The organism is Labilithrix luteola, assembly GCF_001263205.1.
In the GTDB taxonomy this organism is placed as follows: Bacteria; Myxococcota_A; Polyangia; order Polyangiales; family Polyangiaceae; genus Labilithrix; species Labilithrix luteola.
Map to the genome: position 1 here is coordinate 7,500,785 of NZ_CP012333.1, position 21,314 is coordinate 7,522,098.

Consider the following 21,314-nt stretch of genomic DNA (forward strand, 5'->3'; position numbering starts at 1 on the left):
ATATTCGGAATGAAACATTCTCTGTCCCATAGCGTGTCTCGTGCCGTTGGTTCTTTCCTCGTCGTAGGCGTGGCTGCAGGCGCATTCTGGTTGGGCGCATGCAGTGGCGACAGCGAGACGGTCATTGGTCCTGCGGGTCCCCCGGGGCCTGCGGGAATCACCGGCGCTGCCGGGCCTAGCGGCGCTGCGGGAACGGACGGCGACGCCAGCGTCGCGCCGAGCGGCGCATGCACGTATCCGTGCCACACCTTCAGCGGTGTCGTCGATCAGTGGCGACTCAGCGGCCACTCCCACCCTCAGGAAAATGAGATTGGTGGTGGACCGTGTGGCAATTGCCACGCAATCGACGGCATTCAGCAGCGAGTGGCCAACAACGTTCTGGTGGCCAATGGCGCTACCGTGAAGAACGCGGATAAGGGCCATATCAACTATACCGGCACCAATGGCGCGGCCAGCGAGGTCAGCTATGCCGGCGCTTCCACCATCGGTCGCATCCACTGCACCACGTGCCACCAGTTCGATCAGACGAACGACCCGCACGTCACGGGTTCGTACAAACCCGGTCAGGCGCCGTTGCGCGTTGCCGGCGGCGCAAGCGACACGGTCTACATCGAGAAGTCCCCGGCGGGCAGCACCACGCCCGAAGGGCAGGCCCTGAGCTACCGCGCGGCCAACCTCTGCTTCTTCTGTCACAAGTCCCGCAAAGACGCGACGCTCTACGTTACCGCGTCGAACACGATCAGCACGCGGTGGGGCCCGCACGAAGGACCGCAGGCCGACATCTACAGCGGCAAGGGCGGCTATCCGCTGCTGCAGACCGGCGAGACGTACGGCGTGTCCCAGCACACGACGTTGCAGAACGGCTGCGTCGACTGCCACATGCAGCCGGTAGCCGAGAACGGCAACACGCCGGACCACACGATGAAGCCCAAGATCACGTTGTGCAAGACGTGCCACACGACGTACACGGGCACGGACTTCAACATCAACGGCGGTCGCGGCGTCGTGCGCACGGGGCTCTTCGAGCTCGAGAAGCTCCTCAGTGACGCCAACCTCATCACGCGAACCGGAGCGGCGCCTTACCCGGCTCTCACCACCGACGAGCTTGCTGACGGGCAGTTCCACTTGGATCAGGCAAGGCCCGGCACGCTCGACGCTCAGGCGGCCGGCGCGCTCTACAACTACTTCCTCATCGCGCGTGGTCGTGACCTCGGCGTCCACAATCCGCTCTACACGCGGCAACTTTTGTGGGATTCGATTCGGGTGATTCGCGCCAAGTACTCGAGCGGCTCGCCGCAGTTCCTCCCCAGCAGGCCTCCGTCATGACCGAGAGCTCGCCGCCCCGGGAAAATAGCGGGGAAAACAGTGGTGGCCCGCGCTTCAGCTTGCCGTCGGTCATCATGATCGCGACCTTGGTGGGCGCGGGCGCGTTCGCGGCCGGCCGAAGCACGAGCTCTGCCGCACCTGCGGTCTCGCAGGCGACCATCGCCAACGCGGATGCCCCTCCCATGGCTCCCGTCGGCGCTCCGCTCGGCGCGCCGTCCATGGCGGACAATCAAGCACTACCGCCCGGTCACCCGTCCATCCCGGACGACCCTGGCGGTCCGAACGGCCCCGCGCTCGACGCGAAAATGCTGGGCGGTGGAGCGGCAGGCCAGCCCGCGCAGAGCGAGCTGTCGTGGAAGGCTCCTCCGCGCTGGCTCAGCGTGCCGAACACGAGCAGCATGCGGCTTGCCACCTACAAGATTCCGCGTGCCGCGGGAGACACCGAAGACGCCGAGCTGAGCGTGATGCAAGCCGGCGGATCGATCGACGCGAACATCTCTCGTTGGATCGATCAGTTCGGCGAAGAGGGCAAGCGAACCGCCAAGCGCGCCACCACCAAGGCCGGCGCGCTCGAGGTGGTCATGGTCGACATCGAGGGCACCTACGGCGGTGGGATGAGCAAGGATGCACGTCCCTCGTCAGGGTGGGCGCTGTACGGCGCAATCGTCGCCACGCCCGGCATGCCTCACTTCTTCAAGATGACCGGGCCGACGCGCACCGTGAAGGCAGCGCACGCCGAGCTCGATCAGCTCGTCGCCTCGCTCGCCACGCGCTGAGCGCGTCAGCGTCGTCGAAGCTTGCCGAGCACGTCGAGGTCGCGCACGACCACGACGAGGAAGAGCAAGAACGAGAACGTACCGATTCCCTGGCCTATCGTGAGCGCGCCCATGATGGGCCAGACGCGCGGGTCGAAGACAGACCACACCATGAGCGGCAATGCCATCAGCGCAAGAATTGCCGCGACGCGCAGGAGCTTCTCGGAGCTCGGAATGCGGAACTTCATCGGTGCTTCGCCCCCGCGTCGAATTCCGGGTTCGGCTTTCCGTCCGCGGTCAGCTCTTTTCCGAGCTTCGTGACCGGGTGGGCGAAGCCGTGGCATCCGGGGCTCGCGCACGACATCGTCCCGTTGCGCACCGCCTCGAGCGACGAAGCGTGGTCTGGAACCATATTCCAGCGCGGTGCGTTCGTCGTGTGGCAGCCCATGCACGTGTCGTTCGGCAAAGGATGCACGATGCGAATGTCGTGCTTCGACTCCGAGAGCGGCATGTCGTGGTACTCCGTCAGGTAGTAGTAGACGTGACGTAGCCCGCCGAGCTTCGTGAGGACGAAGCCGTACATGCCGTAGTCCTTGTGGCACGTGTAGCAATTCTCCTCGCCAAAATACCGGTTTCGCGCGTGAATGGCGGCGAGTGAGCGGCTGTTCGGATCGTCGGAATCCGCTGCGTGCGGAATCATCACGTGGCAGGAGCCACAGAATTCCCTCGATTCCATCGATTGGAATCCCTGGATGTTCGCGCTCGCCGCCGAGGCGATGGGGAGCACGCCGAGGCCGAGGAGAAGCCACACCTTCGTATCCGCGCTGATTTGCGGTTTGCGGACGAGGAACGTGACCAGGATGATTGCGGCGCCGGCCGCGCTGACGACCGCGAGAATACCCAGCCACCCAATGCCGTGATTCATCGATTCATCGCTCGATGGAGAATGTTGGCCATCTGACAGAATCTCCCGACGGGCGCAAGCTTTCGCGCGTTGTGCTTTGCGAAGACTGTGCCCACGCCGTCGCGTCGGCTCGGCGGGCCGGCTGCGTCGTCGATGGGAAATGGCCGCTTCGACGAGAATCGACTCGATGCCTTCGGAACGTCACAAGGTTCGCAGGTATGCCGCGAGCGCGCGCCGGTCCGCCTCGGAGAGTTGTCGCGTCTTGCCCATGATCGGGTCGCAGTGGTCAATCAGCTCTTCGAGCGTTGCGAAACGCCCATCGTGGAAGTACGGCGCCGTCTGGCCCACGAAGGCGAGCGAGGGCGTGTCGAAGGCCGGGCCATTCAGTGCGTGGCTCTCGCCGTCGGTGAAGCGTGTCGCTTCGATGTGGCGCGACGAGCAGCGTTCTCCGCCGATCGACGCCAGCGCGAAGCCTTGGTTGCTCGTGCGCGTCATCGTGACGTTGGCGGCGGGTGGTTCGAGCGTCGGTCGCTCCGTAGGCTCGCGCGGGACGGCCATCTTCGCCACCTTGCCGGAGAAGCGCATGCCGAAGTCACGCCGGCGCTCGCGCATGTCGAGGCGAACCTCGCGCGCGCCATGGTTACCGGCCTCACCGGCTCCGTCGAGGTCGAGCACCGACAGCTTCGAGCCCGTTGCGTGGGAGACGAATGCCCGCTTGCCGTCGTCGGTCACGAGGATGCTTCGTGCACGACTGGACGGGGCTTTGCCTTGCACGCGGCGAGGACGAGACACGACGAGAGGAGGAGAGCGGTTCGGTTCACGCCTCCACGTCGAGCTGGCGTCCCGAAGTGTGACGCCGTTCACGCGGATCGAAATGGCGAGGGCTTTCAGAATTTATGCGACGTAAGGCGAGCGCGGGCGTCCCCTCCGCGAGATGACTTGGTTCTCTGCCGGCGCCCGTTCGTCGTTCGTCGAATTTGTCTCTGCCCGCCACCGGAGGGTGGCGTTGCTCGGGCTCTTCGCGTCCCTGTCGAGCTGCGCGCGCAATGCGCCGATCGAGGTGGTGCATCCGACGTCGTCGCTCCTGCGGGTCGAGGTGGACGACACCCCGGAGGCCCGTAACCGAGCGAACTTTCCGCAGACCATGCGGCTGCTCGACGAGGCCGATGCGCGGCTCCTTCGCGGAGAGGCGCTCGAGGCAATCGTCCTGGCGAAGCAGGCACGAGGCACGTTTGCGGCCGAAGAGCGCGATAGCCAGGACGAGGATGCAGCGCGCCGAGTGATGTCTCGCTGCGCGCTCGTTCTCGCGGAGGCGCGGCGGGAAACGGGAGGACCGCTCGAAGCCATGCTCTCGCTTTCGCGCCGCGAGGCGTTTCTCGAACCCGAACAGTGCCTCGGTCCCGATGCGGTGTCGCGCTGCAAGGCGCTCGCGAAGGAGCTTCATTCCGAGTTCCCGCACATCGTCCCGACGGAGATGTCTCTCGAGTTCAAGGCCTACGAGATCCTGCTGGATGGCGGCACGTCGATCGAGCGCATGAAGGGCGTCGACGACACAGTGGACGTCGCGAAGATGGATTCGTTCGCGCTCAGCGTCGTTCCGTCGAGCATCAAGCGAACGCCCGACGGTGGGGCCGACATCCGCGTCGAAGGCACCATGACCGCGTCGCGCGGCACGTCACACGCCACGGTGGCCAAGGTCCGCTTCGGATCGGCCACGGTCGATCTCGCGCGGAATACGTCGGAGGCGTCGGCCTTCAAGCGCGCCGATCTCGTGGCCCACGTGCCGGCCACCGATGCCGCTCTGCTCGATGGTGCACGGCTGGTCGTCAAGCTCTTCATCGACCGTAAGCAGTGGAAGCACGCTGGCAACGTGTGGAACGCCGGCGTGGTTCGCGTCATGGATGTCGGCGAGCTCGCGACCGGCTCCTGAAATCGTTCAACCCTCGCCCGTCATCACCAGTGTCACGGCCAACGGCTTCGCGACCGGAATCATGCGTTGCGTCGGAACGCTGGAAGGCGACGGAGCTGGGGTGGTCGGATCGGGGGGCTGGCGCGCCGTCGGCGGAGCTCTCTGCACCACGCGCCGCGACGAGGCGGACAGGGGCGGAACGAGCTTGTCGGCGTCGCCCGTGTTCCAGCGAACGTACGTCACCGCGCGTCGCGTTTCACCGTAGGCGCGCACGAGAAGTGTGAAGGCTCGCATGCGCCCTTCGCGAGCGGCGGCCATGGTGAGGGCCTGCTCGGCGCGCGCTGCGTGACTTCGCCGGATGCGCGCCGCGAGCTGTTCGGCTTCGAGGACCTCCGCGAGCTCCGTCTGGCCTTTGGTGGCGATGGCGCTCCAGCGTTCGCGCATCATGCGAACCAACACGAAGAGGTCGAGCGCGACGTTGCCGTATCCACTTCCGCCTCGCAGCTCCTTCAGATGGCGGTGCTCGAGCAGTCCGCGTTGGGTGAGTGCGCTCGCGTCGGCGAACAGCTTGTCGCGAAGCTTCGACGCGCGGACGGCGAGGCGGGGCAACTCCTCCGTCGAGATCGACGACGACTGGAGCGTTGCGTTCGCATAGGACAAGGCGAGGGCATACGTCTCCAGCCAATCGATGTTCGTGACGTCGAACGTCGGGAGCTGCGCGACGATCTCGCCGCGCAGGACCTTCACGCGCGGCAGGACGCCGATGACGGTGTCGAACGCGGTCTGGACGTCCATGGTGATCGGAACGAGGTCGACCGAGCGCAGAGCGTCGCGCTCGCCCGCGGTCTTCTCGTACGCCGCCTGGAACGCTCGCGCATGCGGGGCCGGAACGCCAGGGGTGGTCTCTTGGCCGTCGAGCGGCAAGGGGTAGGGAGCCATGTACCCCCATCGGCAGACATGGGCTCGAGGTTGCCTCCAACGGGCCCATTTCGGCCCCCGAGCCGAGCACGAGCGTTCCCGAAGCACTGCCGGACGGCTCTGCCGTGACAACGGAGTGACTCTTTTAACGAGGGGCCAGGCCGCTCGGGGCGAGACCGGCGAGGACGGCCGTCCATCGACCAGGCCACTGAAATCGCGGGGAAAATGGGGGCTTTCTGAGTGGCGGTGGTCGCGGCCGCGCCTCGGCTAGGCCGCTGGCGGCGGCTCGCGGAACGTCAAGCGAAAACTTTTTCTGGCTTTTCGAGCAGCCACCATTAGATCGGCGTCGGCACAGGTTCGCCGCAGGGCTATGTGCTCCATCGAGTTTCGGGCCGCGGTCTCGGACCGCCGTTTCGAAACCCGACCGGCTTCCCCTTCACGAAGAGAGACAGAATCCGTGGCTGCTCGCATCCCCCTCGAACGCATCCGCAACATCGGTATCTCGGCCCACATCGACTCGGGCAAGACGACGCTCACCGAGCGCATCCTGTTCTACACGGGCCGTATCCACAAAATCCACGAGGTCCGCGGCAAGGACGGCGTCGGGGCCAAGATGGACTCGATGGATCTCGAGCGCGAGAAGGGCATCACGATCCAGTCCGCTGCGACGTACGCCGAGTGGAACGGGTCGAAGGGCCAGTTCGAGCCGCACAACGTCAACATCATCGACACGCCAGGCCACGTCGACTTCACGATCGAAGTCGAGCGCGCGCTCCGCGTTCTCGACGGCGCGATCCTCGTTCTCGACTCCGGTAAGGGCGTCCAGAGCCAGTCGATCACCGTCGACAAGCAGATGAAGCGGTACCACGTCCCGCGCATCGCGTTCGTCAACAAGATGGACAACCCGGGCGCGAACTACGAGCGCGTTGCGGACATGCTCAAGGAGAAGCTCGGCCACCACCCGGTCAAGCTCCAGGTGCCGATGGGCGCCGAGCAGGACTTCAAGGGCGTCATCGACGCCATCATCGGCAAGGCCTACTACTTCGACGGCCCGGACGGCGATCAGATCCGCGTCGAGGACGTGCCCGCCGAGTACGCGGACGTCACGAAGTCGGCGCGCGAGCGCATGATCCACGACCTCGCGGACGTGGACGACATCCTCGCGGACAAGTTCCTCAGCGAGGAGCCCATCTCGGACGAGGAGCTCCGCGCCGCCATCCGCCGCGCGACGCTCGCGCTCAAGATCACGCCGGTCATGTGCGGTTCGGCCGTCCGCAACAAGGGCGTCCAGCTCTTGCTCGACGCCGTCCTCATGTTCCTCCCGAACCCGACGGACGTCAAAAACGAAGGCCACGACCAGAACAACAACGAGGAGAAGGTCGTCCTCGACTCGGACTCGAACAAGCCCTTCGTCGGCCTCGCGTTCAAGCTTCAGCAGGACAAGTACGGTCAGCTGACGTACTTCCGCGTCTACCAGGGCAAGGTCTCGTCCGGCGACACCATCTACAACATCTCGAACGAGATGCGTAAGGTGCGCGTTCCCCGCATGTTCCGCATGCACGCCGAGGACCGCGAAGAGATCGCGGTTGCCGAGGCCGGCGACATCGTCGCCTTCTACGGCGTCGAGGCGAGCTCCGGTGAAACGTTCACCGACGGAAAGGTGAAGATCACCCTCACGTCGATGCACGTCCCCGCGGCCGTCATCTCGCTCGCCGTCGCTCCGAAGGATCGCTCGACGGAGGTCAACTTCTCGAAGGCGCTCAACCGCTTCACGAAGGAAGACCCGACGTTCCGCGTCCACCAGGACGAGGAATCGCAGCAGACCATCATCTCCGGCATGGGAGAGCTGCACCTCGACATCTACATGGAGCGCATGAAGCGCGAGTACAACTGCGAGGTCATTGCAGGTAAGCCGCAGGTTGCTTACCGCGAGTCGATCACGCGTCGCGCCGAGATCAACTACACCCACAAGAAGCAGACGGGTGGTTCGGGTCAGTACGCGAAGGTCGTCGGCTGGATCGAGCCGCTCCCGGCCGATGCCGTCGAAACCTACGAGTTCGTCGACGACATCACGGGCGGTGCGATTCCGCGCGAGTACATCCCGTCCTGCGACAAGGGCTTCAAGGAGAGCGTCCGCAAGGGCAACATGATCGGCTTCCCGATCGTCGGCATCCGTTGCGGCATCAACGACGGCGCCGCGCACGCGGTCGACTCGTCCGAAATGGCGTTCAAGACGGCGGCTCTCATGGGCTTCCGCGAGGCGTACGACAAGGCGAACCCGACGATCCTCGAGCCGATCATGAAGGTCGAGATCGACGCGCCGCCGGAGTTCCAGGGCTCCGTCGTCGGTCAGGTCAACCAGCGCCGCGGCGTCATCCTCGAGACGATCGCGGGTGACACCGTCAACATCGTCGCCGAAGTCCCGCTGAACGCGATGTTCGGTTACTCGACCGACCTCCGCTCGGCCACGCAGGGCAAGGGCCAGTACACGATGGAGTTCGCGAAGTACGCAATCGTCCCGAAGCAGGAGCAGGACGAGATGAAGAAGGCGTACCGCGAGAAGCTCGCCGCCGAGGCGAAGAAGTAACCTTCTTCTCAGGCTGAGCGATACCTCGAACACCGCGGGGCCGCCCCATCGGCTCCGCGGTTTCGTTTTGTGTGCTTCGAGAGAGCGGCTCGTTCGACGGGCTCGTCAGGCGCGTCGCTTCACGAGCTCGAAACGGGGCGAGGCGACCATGCAGGGAGGGTGATGCGCAGGCGCGCGCCTCGGCGCCCGCTGGGATCGGTCGCGGGAACGTCGACGAAGGTGGCGCTCCCTTGGTGCGCGGTAGCGATCTCGGCGACGAGCGCGAGTCCGATACCGTGGCCGCTCGTGTCGCTCGCGCGCGAACCCGGTGTACGGAAGAACGGCAGGAAGGCGCGCTCGCGATCTTCGCGCGAGAGACCTGGGCCATCGTCGGTGACCTCGAGGACGACGCGACCTTCGGGCTCGTCCACCGTGACGTCGACCGAACCTTTGCCCGAGAACTTGAGGGCGTTGTCGACCGCGTTCTCGACGAGCGCGGCAAGCAGGACCTCATCGCCCACCACCATGCCTGGGCCGCGGGCCTCGATCTTCACGCGCTCCCGGGCTTCGGGCGGAAGCCGGGCGAGAAGATCGCGCGTCACGTCTTCGAGGGCGACGGCATCGGTCAGGAGCCGGGAGCGATCACTCGCGGTGGCGAGGGCGAGCAATCGTTCGACGAGGCGACCGAGCGCGAGCACACGCTTGCGCAGCTTCTCGACCGCTTCGGCGTGAGGCGTCGAGAGCGGCTCCTCGGCGAGGAGGTCGAGCTCGGCGCGAATCGCGGTGAGCGGCGTTTTCAGCTCGTGCGCGGCGTCCGCGGAGAAGCGCCTCGCCGTGACGAGCGCCTCGCCCAGGCGGGCCACGAGCGAGCGCAAGGCATCGCGCAGAGCGGCGACCTCGAGGCAGTCGTCGTCGCCATCCAGCCCGTCGGCCTTGGGATGATCCGCGCGCACGCTTCCGAGCGATTCGCGGAGGCGCGTCAACGGTATGAGCGCCCAGCGCGCCGCACGCTGCCCCGCGACGAAGGCCAGCGCGATGGCGACGGCCGTGGCGGCAAGGCAGGAGACGAGCGCCGAGGTGACGTCGAACGGAACTCGCGTGGCACCGGCGACGACCATGAGGCCGCCGTGCGCGCTGGCGCATGCCCTGAGCGAAGCGTCGGCACCGGCTCGCGAGACGCACTCGCCTGCGCGAAGGATAGGCAGCTGGGCGTCTCCGCCGACCAGCGACTGCCCCGAACGGACGGCGATGCGTATCGATTCGGAAGCGAACTCGTCGACCTCTTCGTCGACCGCTCGCTTCAAGGCCGCTTCGTCGGACTGCGGTGGCAGCTCGCGCAGAACGAGGGCAGTCGCGCTCTTCAGGCGCCGGTCTTCCTCGTCGAGAACGAGGCGGTTGGCGAGGCCGAGCGAAAGAGAGGCTGCGACGAGTGCCGCGAGGGCGGCCGAGATCGCTGTGCCGATGGCGACGCGTGCCGCGAGGGATTTCGAACGGCGGCGCCGTTCATCCGGCGGCATAACCTTCTCCGCGTACCGTGCGAATGAAGGTCGTTCCCAGCTTCTTGCGGATCCGTCCAACGAGAACTTCGAGGCTCGCTTCGGCGGCAGGGGTGGCTTCGCCGCCGACCATCTCGAGGATGTCGGAGCGCGAGACGACGCGACCGGCGCGTGAGACGAGCAAATCGACGATGCTCCACTCGCGCGAGGTGAGGGGGACTTCGCGTCCGTCGACGTGCGCACGTCGCGCGGAGAAATCGAGGTGGATTCCTCCGCTCGAGAACTCGCTTCGCCGCTGCATGGGACCACGCCGCCCCAGGGCGCGAATGCGCGCGCGCAGCTCGGCGACGGCGAATGGCTTGGCGACGAAGTCGTCGGCTCCGGCGTCGAGGCCCGATACGCGCGTGGAGACGGCGGACTGAGCGGTGAGCACGAGAATGGGGAACGAGTGCCCGCCCTCGCGAAGGTGCTTGCACCACACGAGCCCATCGCCGTCCGGCATCCCGAGGTCGAGGACCGCGGCGTCGAAGTCGTTCGAGCGGACGCATTCGTCGGCGTCGGCCAGGGTCTTCGCGGTGGTCACCCGATGACCGTCTTTCGCAAGCGATCGACCGACGAGCTCGCAGACGTCGTCGTGGTCTTCGATGACGAGCACCCGCATGCGAAGAACCTAGCACGGCGAGCCTGTGCCTCTCGCGCCGACGGCTGGCAGAGCTCCCGAGACGCTACCCAAACGAAAACCAAACCAGACGTGCTCTGCCGCGGAGACGGGGAATGCGCAGGCCCCGTGCGATCAGAGCAGGTCATCCCATCGGGTATGGTCCAGCCCCGGGGGCCTGCCGAACGCTTTCGAAAGATCAGGATGTCGTCGCGTATCCCGCCTTCGTCACGCTTTTCCCGTCCGCTCGTCGCATCGCTCGCTATGGCCGCCTCCATCGTGACCGGTACGGCGCACGCGCACGCCGAGGAGCCCGAGCCTGCTCCGCCGACGAGCCCCGCGGAGGCCAAGCCCTCTCCCCAAATCGAACCAGCGGATGCCCCGGCGCGCAGCGTGCAGGTCTTTCCCACGCCGCTCGAACCCCCGCCGCCCGGGCGCACGACGTTCGATATCGACCCCGTCGCCGACGCGGCCATCATCGGCGTCGCGCTCGGCTTCGCGGGCATTCTGGACCTCATCAACTCGACCGGCGAGATCAGGCCGCAGCAAATCTCGCCGAACTTCCATCGCTCGCAGCTGATCGCCATCGATCGCGGAGCCCTTCACCAGCCGTTCGACGACAACGCGGGCACCCTCTCGAACATCGGGGTCCTTACGGCCGGCGCGTTCGCCGTTATCGACCCTATTTTGACGGGCTTTCGTGAGAACAGCGTGCAAGCCGGCATCGTCGACGGCTTCTTGTACGCCGAGTCTTTCTCGCTCACCTTCGCCCTGACGAACGTGGCGAAGCTCGCCGTCCGCCGCCCGCGACCCAAGGCGTACATCGATGCCGAGAACCACAAGGGCGACCCCAACTACATGAACGCGGACACGGACAGCTCGCTCTCGTTCTTCTCGGGGCATGCTTCGACCGTTGCCGCCATCGGTGCCACCGCCACGTATCTAGCGTTCGCTCGTTCGCCGAACTCCGTTCGGCCTTGGCTCACGCTGGTGCTGGCGGCCACATTGACGACCTTCGTGTCCTATGAACGCGTCCGCGCCGGCGCGCACTTTCCGACGGACGTCATCGCCGGCAGCTTGGCCGGAACGGGCATCGGCATCGCCGTTCCGCATTTTCATCGCACCGCCGACATCAAGCAGCGACGCGTTTGGGTCGGCTTCGCCCCCGCCGAACGCGGCGAGGGCGGCTCGGCCATGCTCAACGCCGTGTTCTGACCCTCACGGCGAATCGTGAGCCGCACGAGCCATGCGTGCGGCCTCGGTTCGCCTCAGGCCGTTGGGGTATTTCGCGAGGTAGTTCTTCGCGAGGTCGATGGCCCCTTCGCGATCTCCGAGGCGCCAGTGCGCGACGGCGCGCAGGTAGTCGGCGTCTTCGCAACGCGGATCGTCGGGGAAATCGCGGACGAACGATGCGAGCTCGCGATCGGCGTCGGCATACGCTTTCCGATCGAAGCTCTCCGCTCCCTGATCGAAGCGCGCGCCGGCGAGCGACGCGCTCGGCCGGTGGACCGGCTTGTGCCTCGGCTCGGTCGGACCTGCCATCGGGGGGTGGGAGGACGCCGTCGGCGCGGTCGCAACGGCCACGGCCGGCGTCGCGACGGTCTCGACCTTCGACCAGCGGTCGCCCGCAACGAGGCCCGTCTCGGCCTCTCCGCGGCGGCGGAGGACGACCTTGCCTTCGTCGACCGCGACGCTCTGCGTTCGGCCATTCGCCACGACGACGGTGAAGCGAGTGCCTCGAACCTCGATTTCGCCGTCGGGCAGCGTGAGCAGGAAGCGTTGGCCGCGCTCGAGACGATGGACGGCGAACGAGGCCGAGCCATCGGTCATTTCGAGCGCACGGATCGAGCCCGCGCTGCGATCGGCGACGATGGTGTCTCCTGAAGGCGTGATCTCCACCTTCGGTGGTTCGAGGATGCTCGCGACCGAGTCCGCCGAAGTCCGCGTGCGGAACGCGAAGAGCGCGGCGCTGCAGGCCACGAGCGCCGCGACGGCGAGCAGCGCGAATCGTCGTGGGCGCTGACGTTGGGGGGCTTCGAGAATGGCGGCGTTCGCACGCTCCAAGAGGCGAGCGCGCGCGCGTTGGCGTTCGAGCTCGCCGAGCGCTCCCACGTCGACCGCTTGCAGCGTGGCACTCAGCTTCGCGAGCTCCGCCAGCTCTTGCCGGCACTCCACGCACCTCGCGGCATGGCGTTCGAACGATGCGCGATCGGTGCCGGTCAGCCGTCCGTCGGAGAGCGCCTCGGCCTCCCACAGGCGCGTGCAGGGCCCGGCGCTCATGCGTTCTCCGAGGCGAGTGCGTCGCGCAGCTCCGCGCGTGCGTAGTGCAGACGCGTCCAGACCGTCATCACGGGAATGTCGAGGGCCGCGGCGGCCTCTTCGCCGCTGAGTCCCTCGAGGACGACGAGCACGAACGCTTCGCGCTTCTTCGCCGAGAGGCCTTCGAGCGCCCGTTGTGCGCGTCGTGCGAAGGCGCTTCGTTCGACGGCCTCGGACGGCGGCGGCGCATGCGAGTCGTCTTGCTCGAGCGCCCAAACGCGAAGATGGTCGATCATGCGCCGGAGCGCGCGACGATGACGACGCCGAACCATCGCCGCGAGACCGAAGAGCCACGGTCTGACCGGGGCCCCTTGGCGGAAGCGATGAGCCGATCGCAGGAGGTCGAGAAAGGTCTGCTGGACGAGATCGTCGACGTCGACCTGGCCTGCGCCGAGGCGGAGGAGCAGACGCCGCACGTCCGACCCGTGGCGGTCGAAGAGCACGCCGAGCCCGCTCAGGTCGCCGGTGCCGATGGCCGCCACGAGGTCGGCGTCGGTCAGCGAGCGCGGTAGCAGGAGCTCTCGTGCGGCCTGTTTCATGGGAGGAGCACCGTCTCGGCGCCGAGCGCGAAACCGACGTTCCACGCGGCGAGCGGCTGGAGATCGGCACGGGACGGTTCGCGCGGCGCCGGGGCCACGACGCCGTCGATCTGAGCGCGGAGCCGGAACCGCTTCGACACGGGCACGACGGTTGCCGCGTAGAGGCCGAACCTCGGATCGACGATGCTGTCGCGATAGCGAGGCGCGCGCTCCGAGCCTGCAGTCTGCTCGATTTCGAGGCGTCCGAGCGCTTGCCACGCCGCGTAAACGGCAGCCGTCGCGCCGATCACGAGCGTCGTCGGCCCCACGTGCTCGCGTCGCGCGACCGCCAAGCCCGCACCGGCCGCGCCGGCCTCCATCTTCCTCCCGGCGGCGGTCCGCCCGACGCCGTGCTCGAAATCCCAACGACCGAAGGCCCCGAGCTCCCAGTGCTCGAGCTGGACGGCGATCATGGCTTGCCCATAAGGCTCGGCGTCGTCGTGGTGAGAGTCGCCATCGACGCCCAGGCCGAGGCCCATGGTGCCCACGATGGGCGTCACCGGACGGCTCTCGTCGTCGACTTTTCGCGGATGCTCATCGGCATCGACGACGTCGCGAGGTTCGGCGACCGGCGCCGGAGCCGTCTCTGCGGTCGTTTCGGACGGCGAAGGTGGGATGTCGTCGGGGAGCGTGACGAGGAGCGCTTTGACGAGCGGCGCGAGCTCTTCGGGCTGGGCGACGTGTCGCACGGCGTGACGACCGTCGAGGGTCGTGAGTGTGAGCGTGGCGCCGCTTCGATCGATGGAGAGCGAGACGACACGGCAATCGCTCGCGGGGGCCGAGGTGGTGGCCTCGACCGATCGAACGGCCTCCGACCAGCGTGGTGCGAGCCCCTCGCCCGGCGTCACGTCGAACGTGCACGATGAACCGGCGGTGGCGATCTTGCTGGCGAGCACGGCTGCGGTCGCAAGCATGGACGCCACTCGTCTTCCTCTCCACCCTCGCCGCACGGCGCGAGAGTCTACTCGCCGCCGCACGGCGTCGTTCGAAGAAAAGCACGAACCGCATGAAGGTCCGACCGACGGCGAGCGGATAGGCAAAGCGGCCGGGCACTTCCGCCTCAAGGGAGCACGGCCGTCAGGAGCCATGAATTCGAATCCCTCCGAACCGGCATTGCGCACGCGCTGGTATACGCAATTGGCCTTTGCGCTCGCGGCCTTCCTCGGCGTACGTCCGTCGCGCGAGGTCGACTACCGCTCGTACGACGAACGACCGCTCTCGTCCGAAACGCCGCGCACACTGGCCGACGAGCTGGTGATCAGGCTCTCGGCCCTGGACTGGCTCTTCATCGGCTACCTCCTCACGCTCCTCGCGCGCGTGGCCGTGGGCGACCGAGGGCCTCACGGGCTCGCGATGGGCTATCTGGGCCTCGATCTGACCATTTTTCTGGGGATTCTTTGGCTCACGCGGGGAGGCGTCATCGCGTCGCCCGCGCTGTCGGGGCTCGTCTATCGGCTCGGCGCGCTCCTGCCGCTCCTGACGTCCTTCTTCCAGCTCCAATACATTCTCCCGGCGGCGAGTGGACCGGCCGTCGACGCCGACGTCTATGCCTTCGATCTGCGCGTCTTCGGAGCCGAGCCCTCGGAGGCCTGGGATCGCTTCGTCTCGCCGCGCACGACCGAATGGTTCTCGTTCTTCTATTACGGCTATTTCTATCTGGTCGCCGTCCACGTCCTGCCACTCCTGCTCTTCGGTCGTGATTCCGCGCGAATGCGAAGATTCTCTTTTGGATTCGTGTGGCTTTATTGCGTGGGCCACGTCGTCTACACGTTCGTGCCCGCGTACGGACCGCACGCGTTTCTGGCCTCCCATTTCCACCACGTCTTGCAGGGCGGCACGTGGTGGCCGCTCGTGCAGAAGACGGTGGCCTCGGTCGACGGGTCGGTACGCACGGACGTGTTTCCAAGCCTGCACACGGCGGGGCCCTCGTTCCTGGCGCTCTTCGCTTTCGAGCACCGCAAGAGCGGCATTTTCCGTTGGACCTGGCTTCCGACGGCTCTTTCGGCCACCCAGATCATCCTGGCGACGATGTTTCTACGCTGGCATTACGCCGTCGACATCTTTGCCGGGCTCCTTCTCGCCGTCAGCGGAATCTACGTTTCCCGTGCCGCGCTTTGGTGGGATTCCGCGCGCGAACGGGCGGGGGGGCCGCCGGTTTGGCCTGCCACGCCGTTTCGCTGAACGAATGCCAAACGAGCTGGGTCTCGCCACCACGTTTGGAGTTCGTTAGGGGCGACGATCCAAGCTGCGTCTTTCGCGCGAACAGGGGGCTTCTCGAACGAACTTCGACGGAAATCGTTCGAAGCTTTTCGCGCCTCGGAACGGATAGCCAAAGATGAAACTCGTGCGGCGTGTTCAGCGTGTTCAGCGTGTTCACGTAGCGGGCTTGCTTTGCGCGCTCGCGGGATTGGGGGCGGCGGTGGCTTGCGGCGGTAGCGGTGATTCCGCGACGACCACGGGCGATCCGGTGGCCAGCTCTCCGTCGTCCTCGTCCTCGTCGTCGCCGTCAGGGCCTGGGGGCGACGCGTCGGTGGGCACCAACGATGGCGGCGGACGGGAAGGGGGATCGACGACGGATGGTTCGACGCACTCCATCCAGACCGTCTTCGTGATCCTGATGGAGAACCACTCGTGGAGCACCATCAAGGGCAACGCGTCGGCGCCGTACATCAACAAGACGCTCCTCGCGTCCGCGGCACACGCCGAGCAGTACACGACGCCTCCCGGGCTTCATCCGAGCGAGCCGAACTACATCTGGCTCGAGGCGGGGGACAACTTGGGGATCACCACGGACGACGATCCCAAGAAGAACCACCGCAACACGAAAGACCACTTCACGAGTCAGCTCGAAGCGGCAGGCATCTCGTGGAAGGCCTACGTCGAAGAGATCTCCGGCAACGACTGTCCGCTCGTGAGCACCGGGCTCTACGGCACGAAGCACGTGCCCCAGCTCTACTTCGATGACGTGACCGACACGAATTCGCCGAGCTCGCAGCACTGCAAGGACCACATTCGGCCGTACTCGGAGCTCGCCACCGATCTGAGCGCCGGCAAGGTTGCGCGCTACAACTTCATCACGCCGAACCTGTGCGACGACATGCACGGGCAAACGTTCGGTACGAAGTGCCAGGCCCTGGTTGCCGATCTCGTCAAAGACGGCGACACATGGCTCAGCACCGAGGTGCCGAAGATCCTCGCGTCGAAGGCCTACAAGGACGGTGGCGCGCTCTTCATCCTCTGGGACGAAGGCGACGAGTCCCTCGGCCAGGAAGCGAGCGATGGGCCGCTTCCCGCCTTCGTGCTCTCGCCGTTCGCCAAGGCCGGCTTCACGAGCAACACGGCGTACACGCACAGCTCTACGCTGCACACGTTCGAGACGATCTTCGGCGTGCCCTACCTGCGCGGGGCCCAGACGTCGAACGACCTGTCGGACATGTTCACGTCGTTCCCTTGAGCTCGTGAGCGTGGTCGTGGTCGTGCATCACCGCGCATCCTCGCGCTCGCCGCGTGGTGCACGACCAGCGGCGTGCTCACTGCTTGAGTAGCTGCGTGGTGTCCTTGCAGACGACGGACGGGTGGCGGATGCCGTAGACGTTGCGCCAGGCCTCGACGAACTTCTTGAAGTTGATCTCGTAGTAGGCGCCCCAAGACTGAACGACGGCGACTTCCTTGTCGCCGGTACCGCGGTGCCCGACGGCCACGACCCAGTGGGACGTGAAGCCATCCGTGTTGAACCAAACCATCACCGGGTGCCCGGTATCGAGCTGCTTGCGGAGCCACGTGGCGCCGTCCTGCGGATGCTCGAGCGTGCAGCCGAGCTCCGGGTGGTAGTTCTGCATGTACTTCGCGATCTGGCGGCCCATCGTACCGATGATCCAGTGCGCGCCGTCCTTGTCGGCCTGCTCGGGCGTGACGTCGATCCAGTAGAGGCGCAGCGTGTTGGCCACCGCCGTCGGCCCGCACTTGCCCTTCTCGTCGAACCAGCCCGTCGAGTCGGGCTGCTGGTACGGGATGGGCATCCCCGCCGGCCGCGCGATCTTCTTCATGTCGACGTCCGCGATGGGCGTGCTCTGCAGGACCGCGGCGGAGTCGTCGTCGACCGGCTCCTCCTCCGTCTCCGTGGCGCAGCCCGTCGCGGCAGCCCCGAGGACCCCGATGAAGGCCACGGCCGCGACTCGCGTCGCGACTCTCGTCACTCGACTGAAGAACGAAGTTTGGCTGAGCAATCGCATACTTCGGCTTGGGCTAGAGCACGAGCTGTGCCGCGATTTTGACCCCAAAAACCCCGCAAATCCTGGAGGCGCGAGTGGAAAAATGCTGCCCAACCGGATCGTCGGAACCCCACCTTCCGGACGCTCGCGTCGCAATCCTCGACGGAACGGCGGCGATGGAATGGGCATCAGTGCCAGCGTGAAGACACGCGCGCGACTCGTCGGCGGTGCATTGGCTTTGGCGATCGGCGCGGTCGCTCCGTCGAGCTCTGCCGATGACGCGGAGCTGACCATCGATCCGAGCGCGTGGCAGCTCGTGAAGCGCGAGTCCGGACCGGTGAATTACTACGCGGTCACGAGCGAGGCGGGGACCTCCTTCGTCCGCTCCAAGTACGCCCCGCCCATGAAGACGGCGCTCCTCGGCTGGCAGACGCCCGACGTCGATCGGAAGCGCGCGCGGAAGGTTCGCTGGACGTGGCGCGCGCAGACCCTGCCCAACGGCGGCGACGAATGCGCCTCCGGCAAGGGAGACTCCGCCGCGGTCGTCTACGTGACCTGGAAGCGCGGCCTCAAGTACTACACGCTCAAGTACGTCTGGAGCGCGGTCGGAACCAAGGGCGCAGTTTGCGATCAGAAGCGCAATCCGTTCGTCGCGCAGAACACGGTCATCCTCGAGTCCGGTGGCCCGCTCAACACGTGGCGCACCGAGGAGATCGACCTCGGGAGCGAGTTCCGCCGGCACTTCGCAGGCGGTGATCCGAACGCGAGCGTCCCTGACTTCGTCGGCATGGGCATCATGAGCGACGGTGATCAGACGAAAAGCGAGAGCTCCGCGGACTACGGGACGTTCGTCGTCGTTCGCTGAACGTTCTCGGACAAAATGAAACCGCGCTGCCCGAGTATCCGGACAGCGCGATTCGAGGCGTGAGCGAGGCCTCGCGCCTCTGGAGCGATGAGAGGTCTCAGCGCGAACGACGGCGACGGCTCGCAGCGACCATCGCGAGGCCCGCGAGGGCAACGCCCCAGGCGGCCGACGACGAGCTGTCGTGCGAGAGTGAACATCCGCTGGCGGTGGTCGTGGTCCCTCCGCTGCCATTGCCGGACGAACCGGTCGGATCGGCGTTGTCGCCTTCTCCTTCGCCCTCGCCGCTCGTGCCGTCGGGATTTTGGCCCTTCGGAGTGCTGGGATCACCCGTGGGGTTCGTGCCCGCGTCGGCCACGCCGGGCTTGCCGCCCGACCCGTCGCAGAAGCTCTTCGTGAGGCAGTAGAATTCGCCCTTGCCGGTGAGGTCCTGGCAGCAGCCGCCACCGGGGAGGGCGCTGCAGTCGTTCTCGTTGGCGCAGGCCTTCGAGCAGAAGCTCGACGACGATCCGTAGATGCAGGTCTCCGAACCGAGGTTCGGATTGCAGGACGGCAAATCCTCATGACCCGGGTACGAGCACGCGTCGCCCAGCTTGCCCTTCGGGTTGAAGGGCGAGGGGCCCGCGACGGCGCTGCAGGCCTGACCCGAGGGCGCCACGTTGACCGACAGGGTGTAGGGCCCGGCCTTGCTGGAGTCCGCGCCGTAGCTGTCGACGACGAGGTAATAGGTGCCGCAACCGACGGTCTTCGAGATCGCCGTGTCGTTGCGAGCGAGGCACGCCGTCGTGTTGAGGTGCTCGAGCAGGTAGATGTCGACGTCGGTGGCTGCGTCGTCCTGGACGCTCGCGGTGAGCGTACCGGGCGTGGTGATCTCGAGCTTGTAGATGAACTCGGGGCCCTTCTCGGGCGTGCCCGCGGCGGCGTTGCACCCGTCGTAAACCGTGCTCAGCGAGTTCTTCGTATTGCGCGAATCGTTGAACGGGAAGCTGTTCACCACGATCGGGTTGTACGTGGTGCCGACCGGGTTGCTGGCGGTGGTGCCCGAGATGCCGCTGAAGCGACGCGGGATGTACCCGTTCACGTACGACCAACCGCCGAAGCCGTTGAAGTGCGTGTTGTAACCGGCGGCCTCGATGAGGAACGGCTCGCCGCTCTGCAGCAGGTTCGAGAAGAGCGCGACGTGGAAGCCTGCCTGGTTGAACACGTCGCCCGGCAGCATGTCGTTCTTGTTGATCTGGGACGACGTGGTCGGGATCGACGAGGTCGTGAAGTGACCCGTCTGCCAGGTCTTGCTCACGAAGCCGGAGCAGTCGACGCCGGCGATGCAATCGAGGACGCCGTCGGGCTCCTGTGCGCCTGCCGCGTAGCCGCTCAGGATGTTCTGGTCGAACTCGAACAGAGACATGTACCCGCCCCAGCCGTAGGGCAGGCCGACGTAGTCATCCGGCGGGAAGAGCGACTTGTACTTCGGGCTGCACGACGCCTTCTGGTTGGACGATGTCGACGACCACTCGTGGATGGCGTAGGCGCGCGCCCGAATGAGGACTTCTTCGCGCGTGACGGCCGAGGCGTGACCCGCGGCGAGGATCGTGGCGGCGAGGGAGGCCGCGAGAATTCCGGTTTTCATCGTGCACCGCCCTTCGCGTCCGTCGCTTCGGCGATCGCTTTCACGTCCCAGACGGTGACGGCGAGCCCGTCGGCCTCCGCATGGGCGAAGGCGAGCTTTCCGCCACCGAAGGCGAGCTCGCGGCGAGGAAGATACGCGCCCGGGGCGGGGAGCTTCGTGCGGAACACCGTGTCGCCGCTTCGCACGTCGACGCAGGCCGCTTCGCGCTCGACGCCGATGGCGCCGTTGCCCGGTTCCTGGCTCGTCTGCTCGATGCGGACGCACGCGACGGCGCCGCTCGCGCCAACGACGCGAGCCGCTGCGCCCTTGCCGAGCGCGATGGTTCTCGCGAGCGTGGTGCGCTCCTCGCCCTGCCTCAGCACGCGGAGCTCGAGCTCGCCGCTGTCGGTGCGCACGGTCGCGACACCCATGTTGCCGGCGACGATGGCCGCGCCTTCGCGCTTGCCCGCGAGGATGGCCGACTTGGCCTGCGGCAGCGAGGGGCTGCCGACGAGGAAGGTCTCCTGGAAGGCGCTGTTCACGAAGACCCGTCGCGAGGTGCCGAGCGAGATGCCGTCGAGCTCGGGAATGGCGCTGACGTCGACGTTGCCCATGCTCTCGCCGTTCGGCCCGTAGACCGTCACCTGCGCCTTGGTCACGCGGTGCACGGCGAAGGCGCCGTCGGGAGCGACGGCGATGTCGTCGGCGTCGTGCGGAACGCTTGCGACCGGAACGAGGTTCCCGCGTAGGACCTTCGAGACGCGCTCGTTCAGGGCATCGAGCACGAACACCTGACCGTCAGTGCCGACGGCGATGGCGGGCGCTCCGAGCGGGAGCGACTCGCGGAACGAAGGTCGGAAGCCGATCTGACCGGCCTTCTCACCCCACGCGAAGCGCAACGTTCCGGCGCTGGTCGCGTTCACGTTCGCGTTCGCGTCCGTGTTCAGGGCGGAGTGCTGCGTGCCCGCTTTGTTCTCTGCTGACCGCGATTCCGCGCTGCACGCTCCGAGAGCGCTTGCTCCCAGTGCGGATACGAGCGCCAGAACTCCATACGTTCGAGCCGCCATCACGCCTCCAACTCAAACCAACTCAAGCCACTCATGGCCAAACGCCCGCCCCTGACGTCGAAAACGACAAGGACGGGCGGTCATCGCGCTGAAGTCGCGCTCGGTCAAGTCTCGAGCAGGCGTCCAACGTCACCTGCTC

Annotated in this window: 20 protein-coding genes; 8 read left to right on the forward strand and 12 right to left on the reverse strand. The window is 66.5% G+C overall.

Annotated features, from left to right (window positions below):
* Nucleotides 1-9: 9 nt before the first annotated feature.
* Both AKJ09_RS32550 and AKJ09_RS32555 read left to right on the forward strand, forming a co-directional pair.
* Complete coding sequence (locus tag AKJ09_RS32550; protein WP_146651752.1) at nucleotides 10-1,326, forward strand: hypothetical protein; 1,317 nt, start codon at nucleotides 10-12, stop codon at nucleotides 1,324-1,326.
* Nucleotides 1,323-2,102 carry a hypothetical protein gene (locus AKJ09_RS32555; protein WP_146651753.1) on the forward strand — a complete coding sequence of 260 codons (780 nt, stop codon included), beginning with the start codon at nucleotides 1,323-1,325 and terminating at the stop codon, nucleotides 2,100-2,102. The genes AKJ09_RS32550 and AKJ09_RS32555 overlap by 4 nt, the downstream gene beginning before the upstream one ends.
* A 5-nt stretch (nucleotides 2,103-2,107) precedes the next feature.
* On the opposite strand, the gene AKJ09_RS32560 is transcribed toward AKJ09_RS32555, so the two are convergent.
* The 3 genes from AKJ09_RS32560 to AKJ09_RS32570 form a co-directional block, all read right to left on the reverse strand.
* Nucleotides 2,108-2,329 carry a hypothetical protein gene (locus AKJ09_RS32560; RefSeq protein ID WP_146651754.1) on the reverse strand — a complete coding sequence of 74 codons (222 nt, stop codon included), beginning with the start codon at nucleotides 2,327-2,329 and terminating at the stop codon, nucleotides 2,108-2,110.
* The gene (locus AKJ09_RS32565) at nucleotides 2,326-3,006 is read right to left on the reverse strand and encodes a NapC/NirT family cytochrome c (protein ID WP_146651755.1); all 681 of its coding nucleotides are present in this window, start codon (nucleotides 3,004-3,006) and stop codon (nucleotides 2,326-2,328) included. The genes AKJ09_RS32560 and AKJ09_RS32565 overlap by 4 nt, the downstream gene beginning before the upstream one ends.
* Nucleotides 3,007-3,186: 180 nt before the next feature.
* A complete protein-coding gene (locus AKJ09_RS32570) occupies nucleotides 3,187-3,777 on the reverse strand; it encodes a hypothetical protein (RefSeq protein ID WP_146651756.1) in 591 nt (196 codons plus the stop codon).
* 214 nt (nucleotides 3,778-3,991) lie between these two features.
* On the opposite strand from AKJ09_RS32570, the gene AKJ09_RS32575 reads away from it, so the two are divergent.
* On the forward strand, nucleotides 3,992-4,915 hold the full coding sequence (locus AKJ09_RS32575) for a hypothetical protein (protein WP_146651757.1): 924 nt from the start codon (nucleotides 3,992-3,994) through the stop codon (nucleotides 4,913-4,915).
* Nucleotides 4,916-4,921: 6 nt separating this feature from the next.
* On the opposite strand, the gene AKJ09_RS32580 is transcribed toward AKJ09_RS32575, so the two are convergent.
* Nucleotides 4,922-5,833, reverse strand: coding sequence for a hypothetical protein (locus AKJ09_RS32580; RefSeq protein WP_146651758.1), 912 nt, complete (start codon nucleotides 5,831-5,833; stop codon nucleotides 4,922-4,924).
* 436 nt (nucleotides 5,834-6,269) lie between these two features.
* Between AKJ09_RS32580 and fusA the strand changes: the two genes are divergently transcribed.
* Nucleotides 6,270-8,399, forward strand: coding sequence for an elongation factor G (fusA, locus tag AKJ09_RS32585; protein WP_146651759.1), 2,130 nt, complete (start codon nucleotides 6,270-6,272; stop codon nucleotides 8,397-8,399).
* A 119-nt stretch (nucleotides 8,400-8,518) separates the two neighbouring features.
* On the opposite strand, the gene AKJ09_RS32590 is transcribed toward fusA, so the two are convergent.
* Nucleotides 8,519-9,895: a sensor histidine kinase gene (locus tag AKJ09_RS32590; RefSeq protein WP_146651760.1), complete on the reverse strand. Its 1,377-nt coding sequence runs from the start codon at nucleotides 9,893-9,895 to the stop codon at nucleotides 8,519-8,521.
* A complete protein-coding gene (locus tag AKJ09_RS32595) occupies nucleotides 9,882-10,535 on the reverse strand; it encodes a response regulator transcription factor (protein ID WP_146651761.1) in 654 nt (217 codons plus the stop codon). Before AKJ09_RS32595 ends, AKJ09_RS32590 begins: the two co-directional genes overlap by 14 nt.
* 261 nt (nucleotides 10,536-10,796) lie before the next feature.
* Here AKJ09_RS32595 and AKJ09_RS32600 point away from each other — a divergent pair, with 261 nt between their 5' ends.
* Entirely contained in the window at nucleotides 10,797-11,747 is a 951-nt protein-coding gene (locus AKJ09_RS32600; protein WP_169928049.1) for a phosphatase PAP2 family protein, read from the forward strand.
* A 3-nt stretch (nucleotides 11,748-11,750) separates the two neighbouring features.
* On the opposite strand, the gene AKJ09_RS32605 is transcribed toward AKJ09_RS32600, so the two are convergent.
* The 3 genes from AKJ09_RS32605 to AKJ09_RS32615 are packed head-to-tail and all read right to left on the reverse strand — an operon-like array spanning nucleotide 11,751 to nucleotide 14,343.
* Entirely contained in the window at nucleotides 11,751-12,812 is a 1,062-nt protein-coding gene (locus AKJ09_RS32605; RefSeq protein ID WP_146651763.1) for a FecR domain-containing protein, read from the reverse strand.
* Entirely contained in the window at nucleotides 12,809-13,390 is a 582-nt protein-coding gene (locus AKJ09_RS32610) for an RNA polymerase sigma factor (RefSeq protein ID WP_146651764.1), read from the reverse strand. Before AKJ09_RS32610 ends, AKJ09_RS32605 begins: the two co-directional genes overlap by 4 nt.
* Nucleotides 13,387-14,343, reverse strand: coding sequence for a hypothetical protein (locus AKJ09_RS32615; RefSeq protein WP_169928050.1), 957 nt, complete (start codon nucleotides 14,341-14,343; stop codon nucleotides 13,387-13,389). Before AKJ09_RS32615 ends, AKJ09_RS32610 begins: the two co-directional genes overlap by 4 nt.
* Before the next feature lie 172 nt (nucleotides 14,344-14,515).
* Here AKJ09_RS32615 and AKJ09_RS32620 point away from each other — a divergent pair, with 172 nt between their 5' ends.
* Entirely contained in the window at nucleotides 14,516-15,610 is a 1,095-nt protein-coding gene (locus AKJ09_RS32620; RefSeq protein ID WP_169928051.1) for a phosphatase PAP2 family protein, read from the forward strand.
* 154 nt (nucleotides 15,611-15,764) lie between these two features.
* Nucleotides 15,765-16,883 (forward strand): alkaline phosphatase family protein, encoded by a 1,119-nt coding sequence (locus AKJ09_RS32625; protein WP_146651767.1) that lies wholly within the window; start codon nucleotides 15,765-15,767, stop codon nucleotides 16,881-16,883.
* Nucleotides 16,884-16,959: 76 nt separating this feature from the next.
* Here AKJ09_RS32625 and AKJ09_RS32630 read toward each other — a convergent pair whose 3' ends face one another.
* Nucleotides 16,960-17,595, reverse strand: coding sequence for a C39 family peptidase (locus AKJ09_RS32630; protein ID WP_169928052.1), 636 nt, complete (start codon nucleotides 17,593-17,595; stop codon nucleotides 16,960-16,962).
* A 226-nt stretch (nucleotides 17,596-17,821) separates the two neighbouring features.
* Here AKJ09_RS32630 and AKJ09_RS53460 point away from each other — a divergent pair, with 226 nt between their 5' ends.
* Nucleotides 17,822-18,505 (forward strand): DUF3047 domain-containing protein, encoded by a 684-nt coding sequence (locus tag AKJ09_RS53460; RefSeq protein WP_169928053.1) that lies wholly within the window; start codon nucleotides 17,822-17,824, stop codon nucleotides 18,503-18,505.
* A gap of 97 nt (nucleotides 18,506-18,602) precedes the next feature.
* Here AKJ09_RS53460 and AKJ09_RS32640 read toward each other — a convergent pair whose 3' ends face one another.
* Both AKJ09_RS32640 and AKJ09_RS32645 read right to left on the reverse strand, forming a co-directional pair.
* Complete coding sequence (locus AKJ09_RS32640; protein ID WP_146651770.1) at nucleotides 18,603-20,129, reverse strand: MYXO-CTERM sorting domain-containing protein; 1,527 nt, start codon at nucleotides 20,127-20,129, stop codon at nucleotides 18,603-18,605.
* A complete protein-coding gene (locus AKJ09_RS32645; RefSeq protein ID WP_146651771.1) occupies nucleotides 20,126-21,175 on the reverse strand; it encodes an NHL repeat-containing protein in 1,050 nt (349 codons plus the stop codon). The genes AKJ09_RS32640 and AKJ09_RS32645 overlap by 4 nt, the downstream gene beginning before the upstream one ends.
* Between the last annotated feature and the right edge of the window lie 139 nt (nucleotides 21,176-21,314).

Bases quoted from the DNA above. Each gene is read 5' to 3' on its own strand.
- AKJ09_RS53460 (WP_169928053.1), top strand. From the start codon at position 17,822: ATGGGCATCAGTGCCAGCGTGAAGACACGCGCGCGACTCGTCGGCGGT.
- AKJ09_RS32595 (WP_146651761.1), bottom strand. From the start codon at position 10,535: ATGCGGGTGCTCGTCATCGAAGACCACGACGACGTCTGCGAGCTCGTC.
- AKJ09_RS32620 (WP_169928051.1), top strand. From the start codon at position 14,516: ATGAATTCGAATCCCTCCGAACCGGCATTGCGCACGCGCTGGTATACG.
- AKJ09_RS32640 (WP_146651770.1), bottom strand. From the start codon at position 20,129: ATGAAAACCGGAATTCTCGCGGCCTCCCTCGCCGCCACGATCCTCGCC.
- AKJ09_RS32565 (WP_146651755.1), bottom strand. From the start codon at position 3,006: ATGAATCACGGCATTGGGTGGCTGGGTATTCTCGCGGTCGTCAGCGCG.
- AKJ09_RS32600 (WP_169928049.1), top strand. From the start codon at position 10,797: ATGGCCGCCTCCATCGTGACCGGTACGGCGCACGCGCACGCCGAGGAG.
- AKJ09_RS32645 (WP_146651771.1), bottom strand. From the start codon at position 21,175: ATGGCGGCTCGAACGTATGGAGTTCTGGCGCTCGTATCCGCACTGGGA.
- AKJ09_RS32610 (WP_146651764.1), bottom strand. From the start codon at position 13,390: ATGAAACAGGCCGCACGAGAGCTCCTGCTACCGCGCTCGCTGACCGAC.
- AKJ09_RS32580 (WP_146651758.1), bottom strand. From the start codon at position 5,833: ATGGCTCCCTACCCCTTGCCGCTCGACGGCCAAGAGACCACCCCTGGC.
- AKJ09_RS32615 (WP_169928050.1), bottom strand. From the start codon at position 14,343: ATGCTTGCGACCGCAGCCGTGCTCGCCAGCAAGATCGCCACCGCCGGT.
- AKJ09_RS32555 (WP_146651753.1), top strand. From the start codon at position 1,323: ATGACCGAGAGCTCGCCGCCCCGGGAAAATAGCGGGGAAAACAGTGGT.
- AKJ09_RS32590 (WP_146651760.1), bottom strand. From the start codon at position 9,895: ATGCCGCCGGATGAACGGCGCCGCCGTTCGAAATCCCTCGCGGCACGC.
- AKJ09_RS32550 (WP_146651752.1), top strand. From the start codon at position 10: ATGAAACATTCTCTGTCCCATAGCGTGTCTCGTGCCGTTGGTTCTTTC.
- AKJ09_RS32560 (WP_146651754.1), bottom strand. From the start codon at position 2,329: ATGAAGTTCCGCATTCCGAGCTCCGAGAAGCTCCTGCGCGTCGCGGCA.
- AKJ09_RS32625 (WP_146651767.1), top strand. From the start codon at position 15,765: ATGAAACTCGTGCGGCGTGTTCAGCGTGTTCAGCGTGTTCACGTAGCG.
- AKJ09_RS32605 (WP_146651763.1), bottom strand. From the start codon at position 12,812: ATGAGCGCCGGGCCCTGCACGCGCCTGTGGGAGGCCGAGGCGCTCTCC.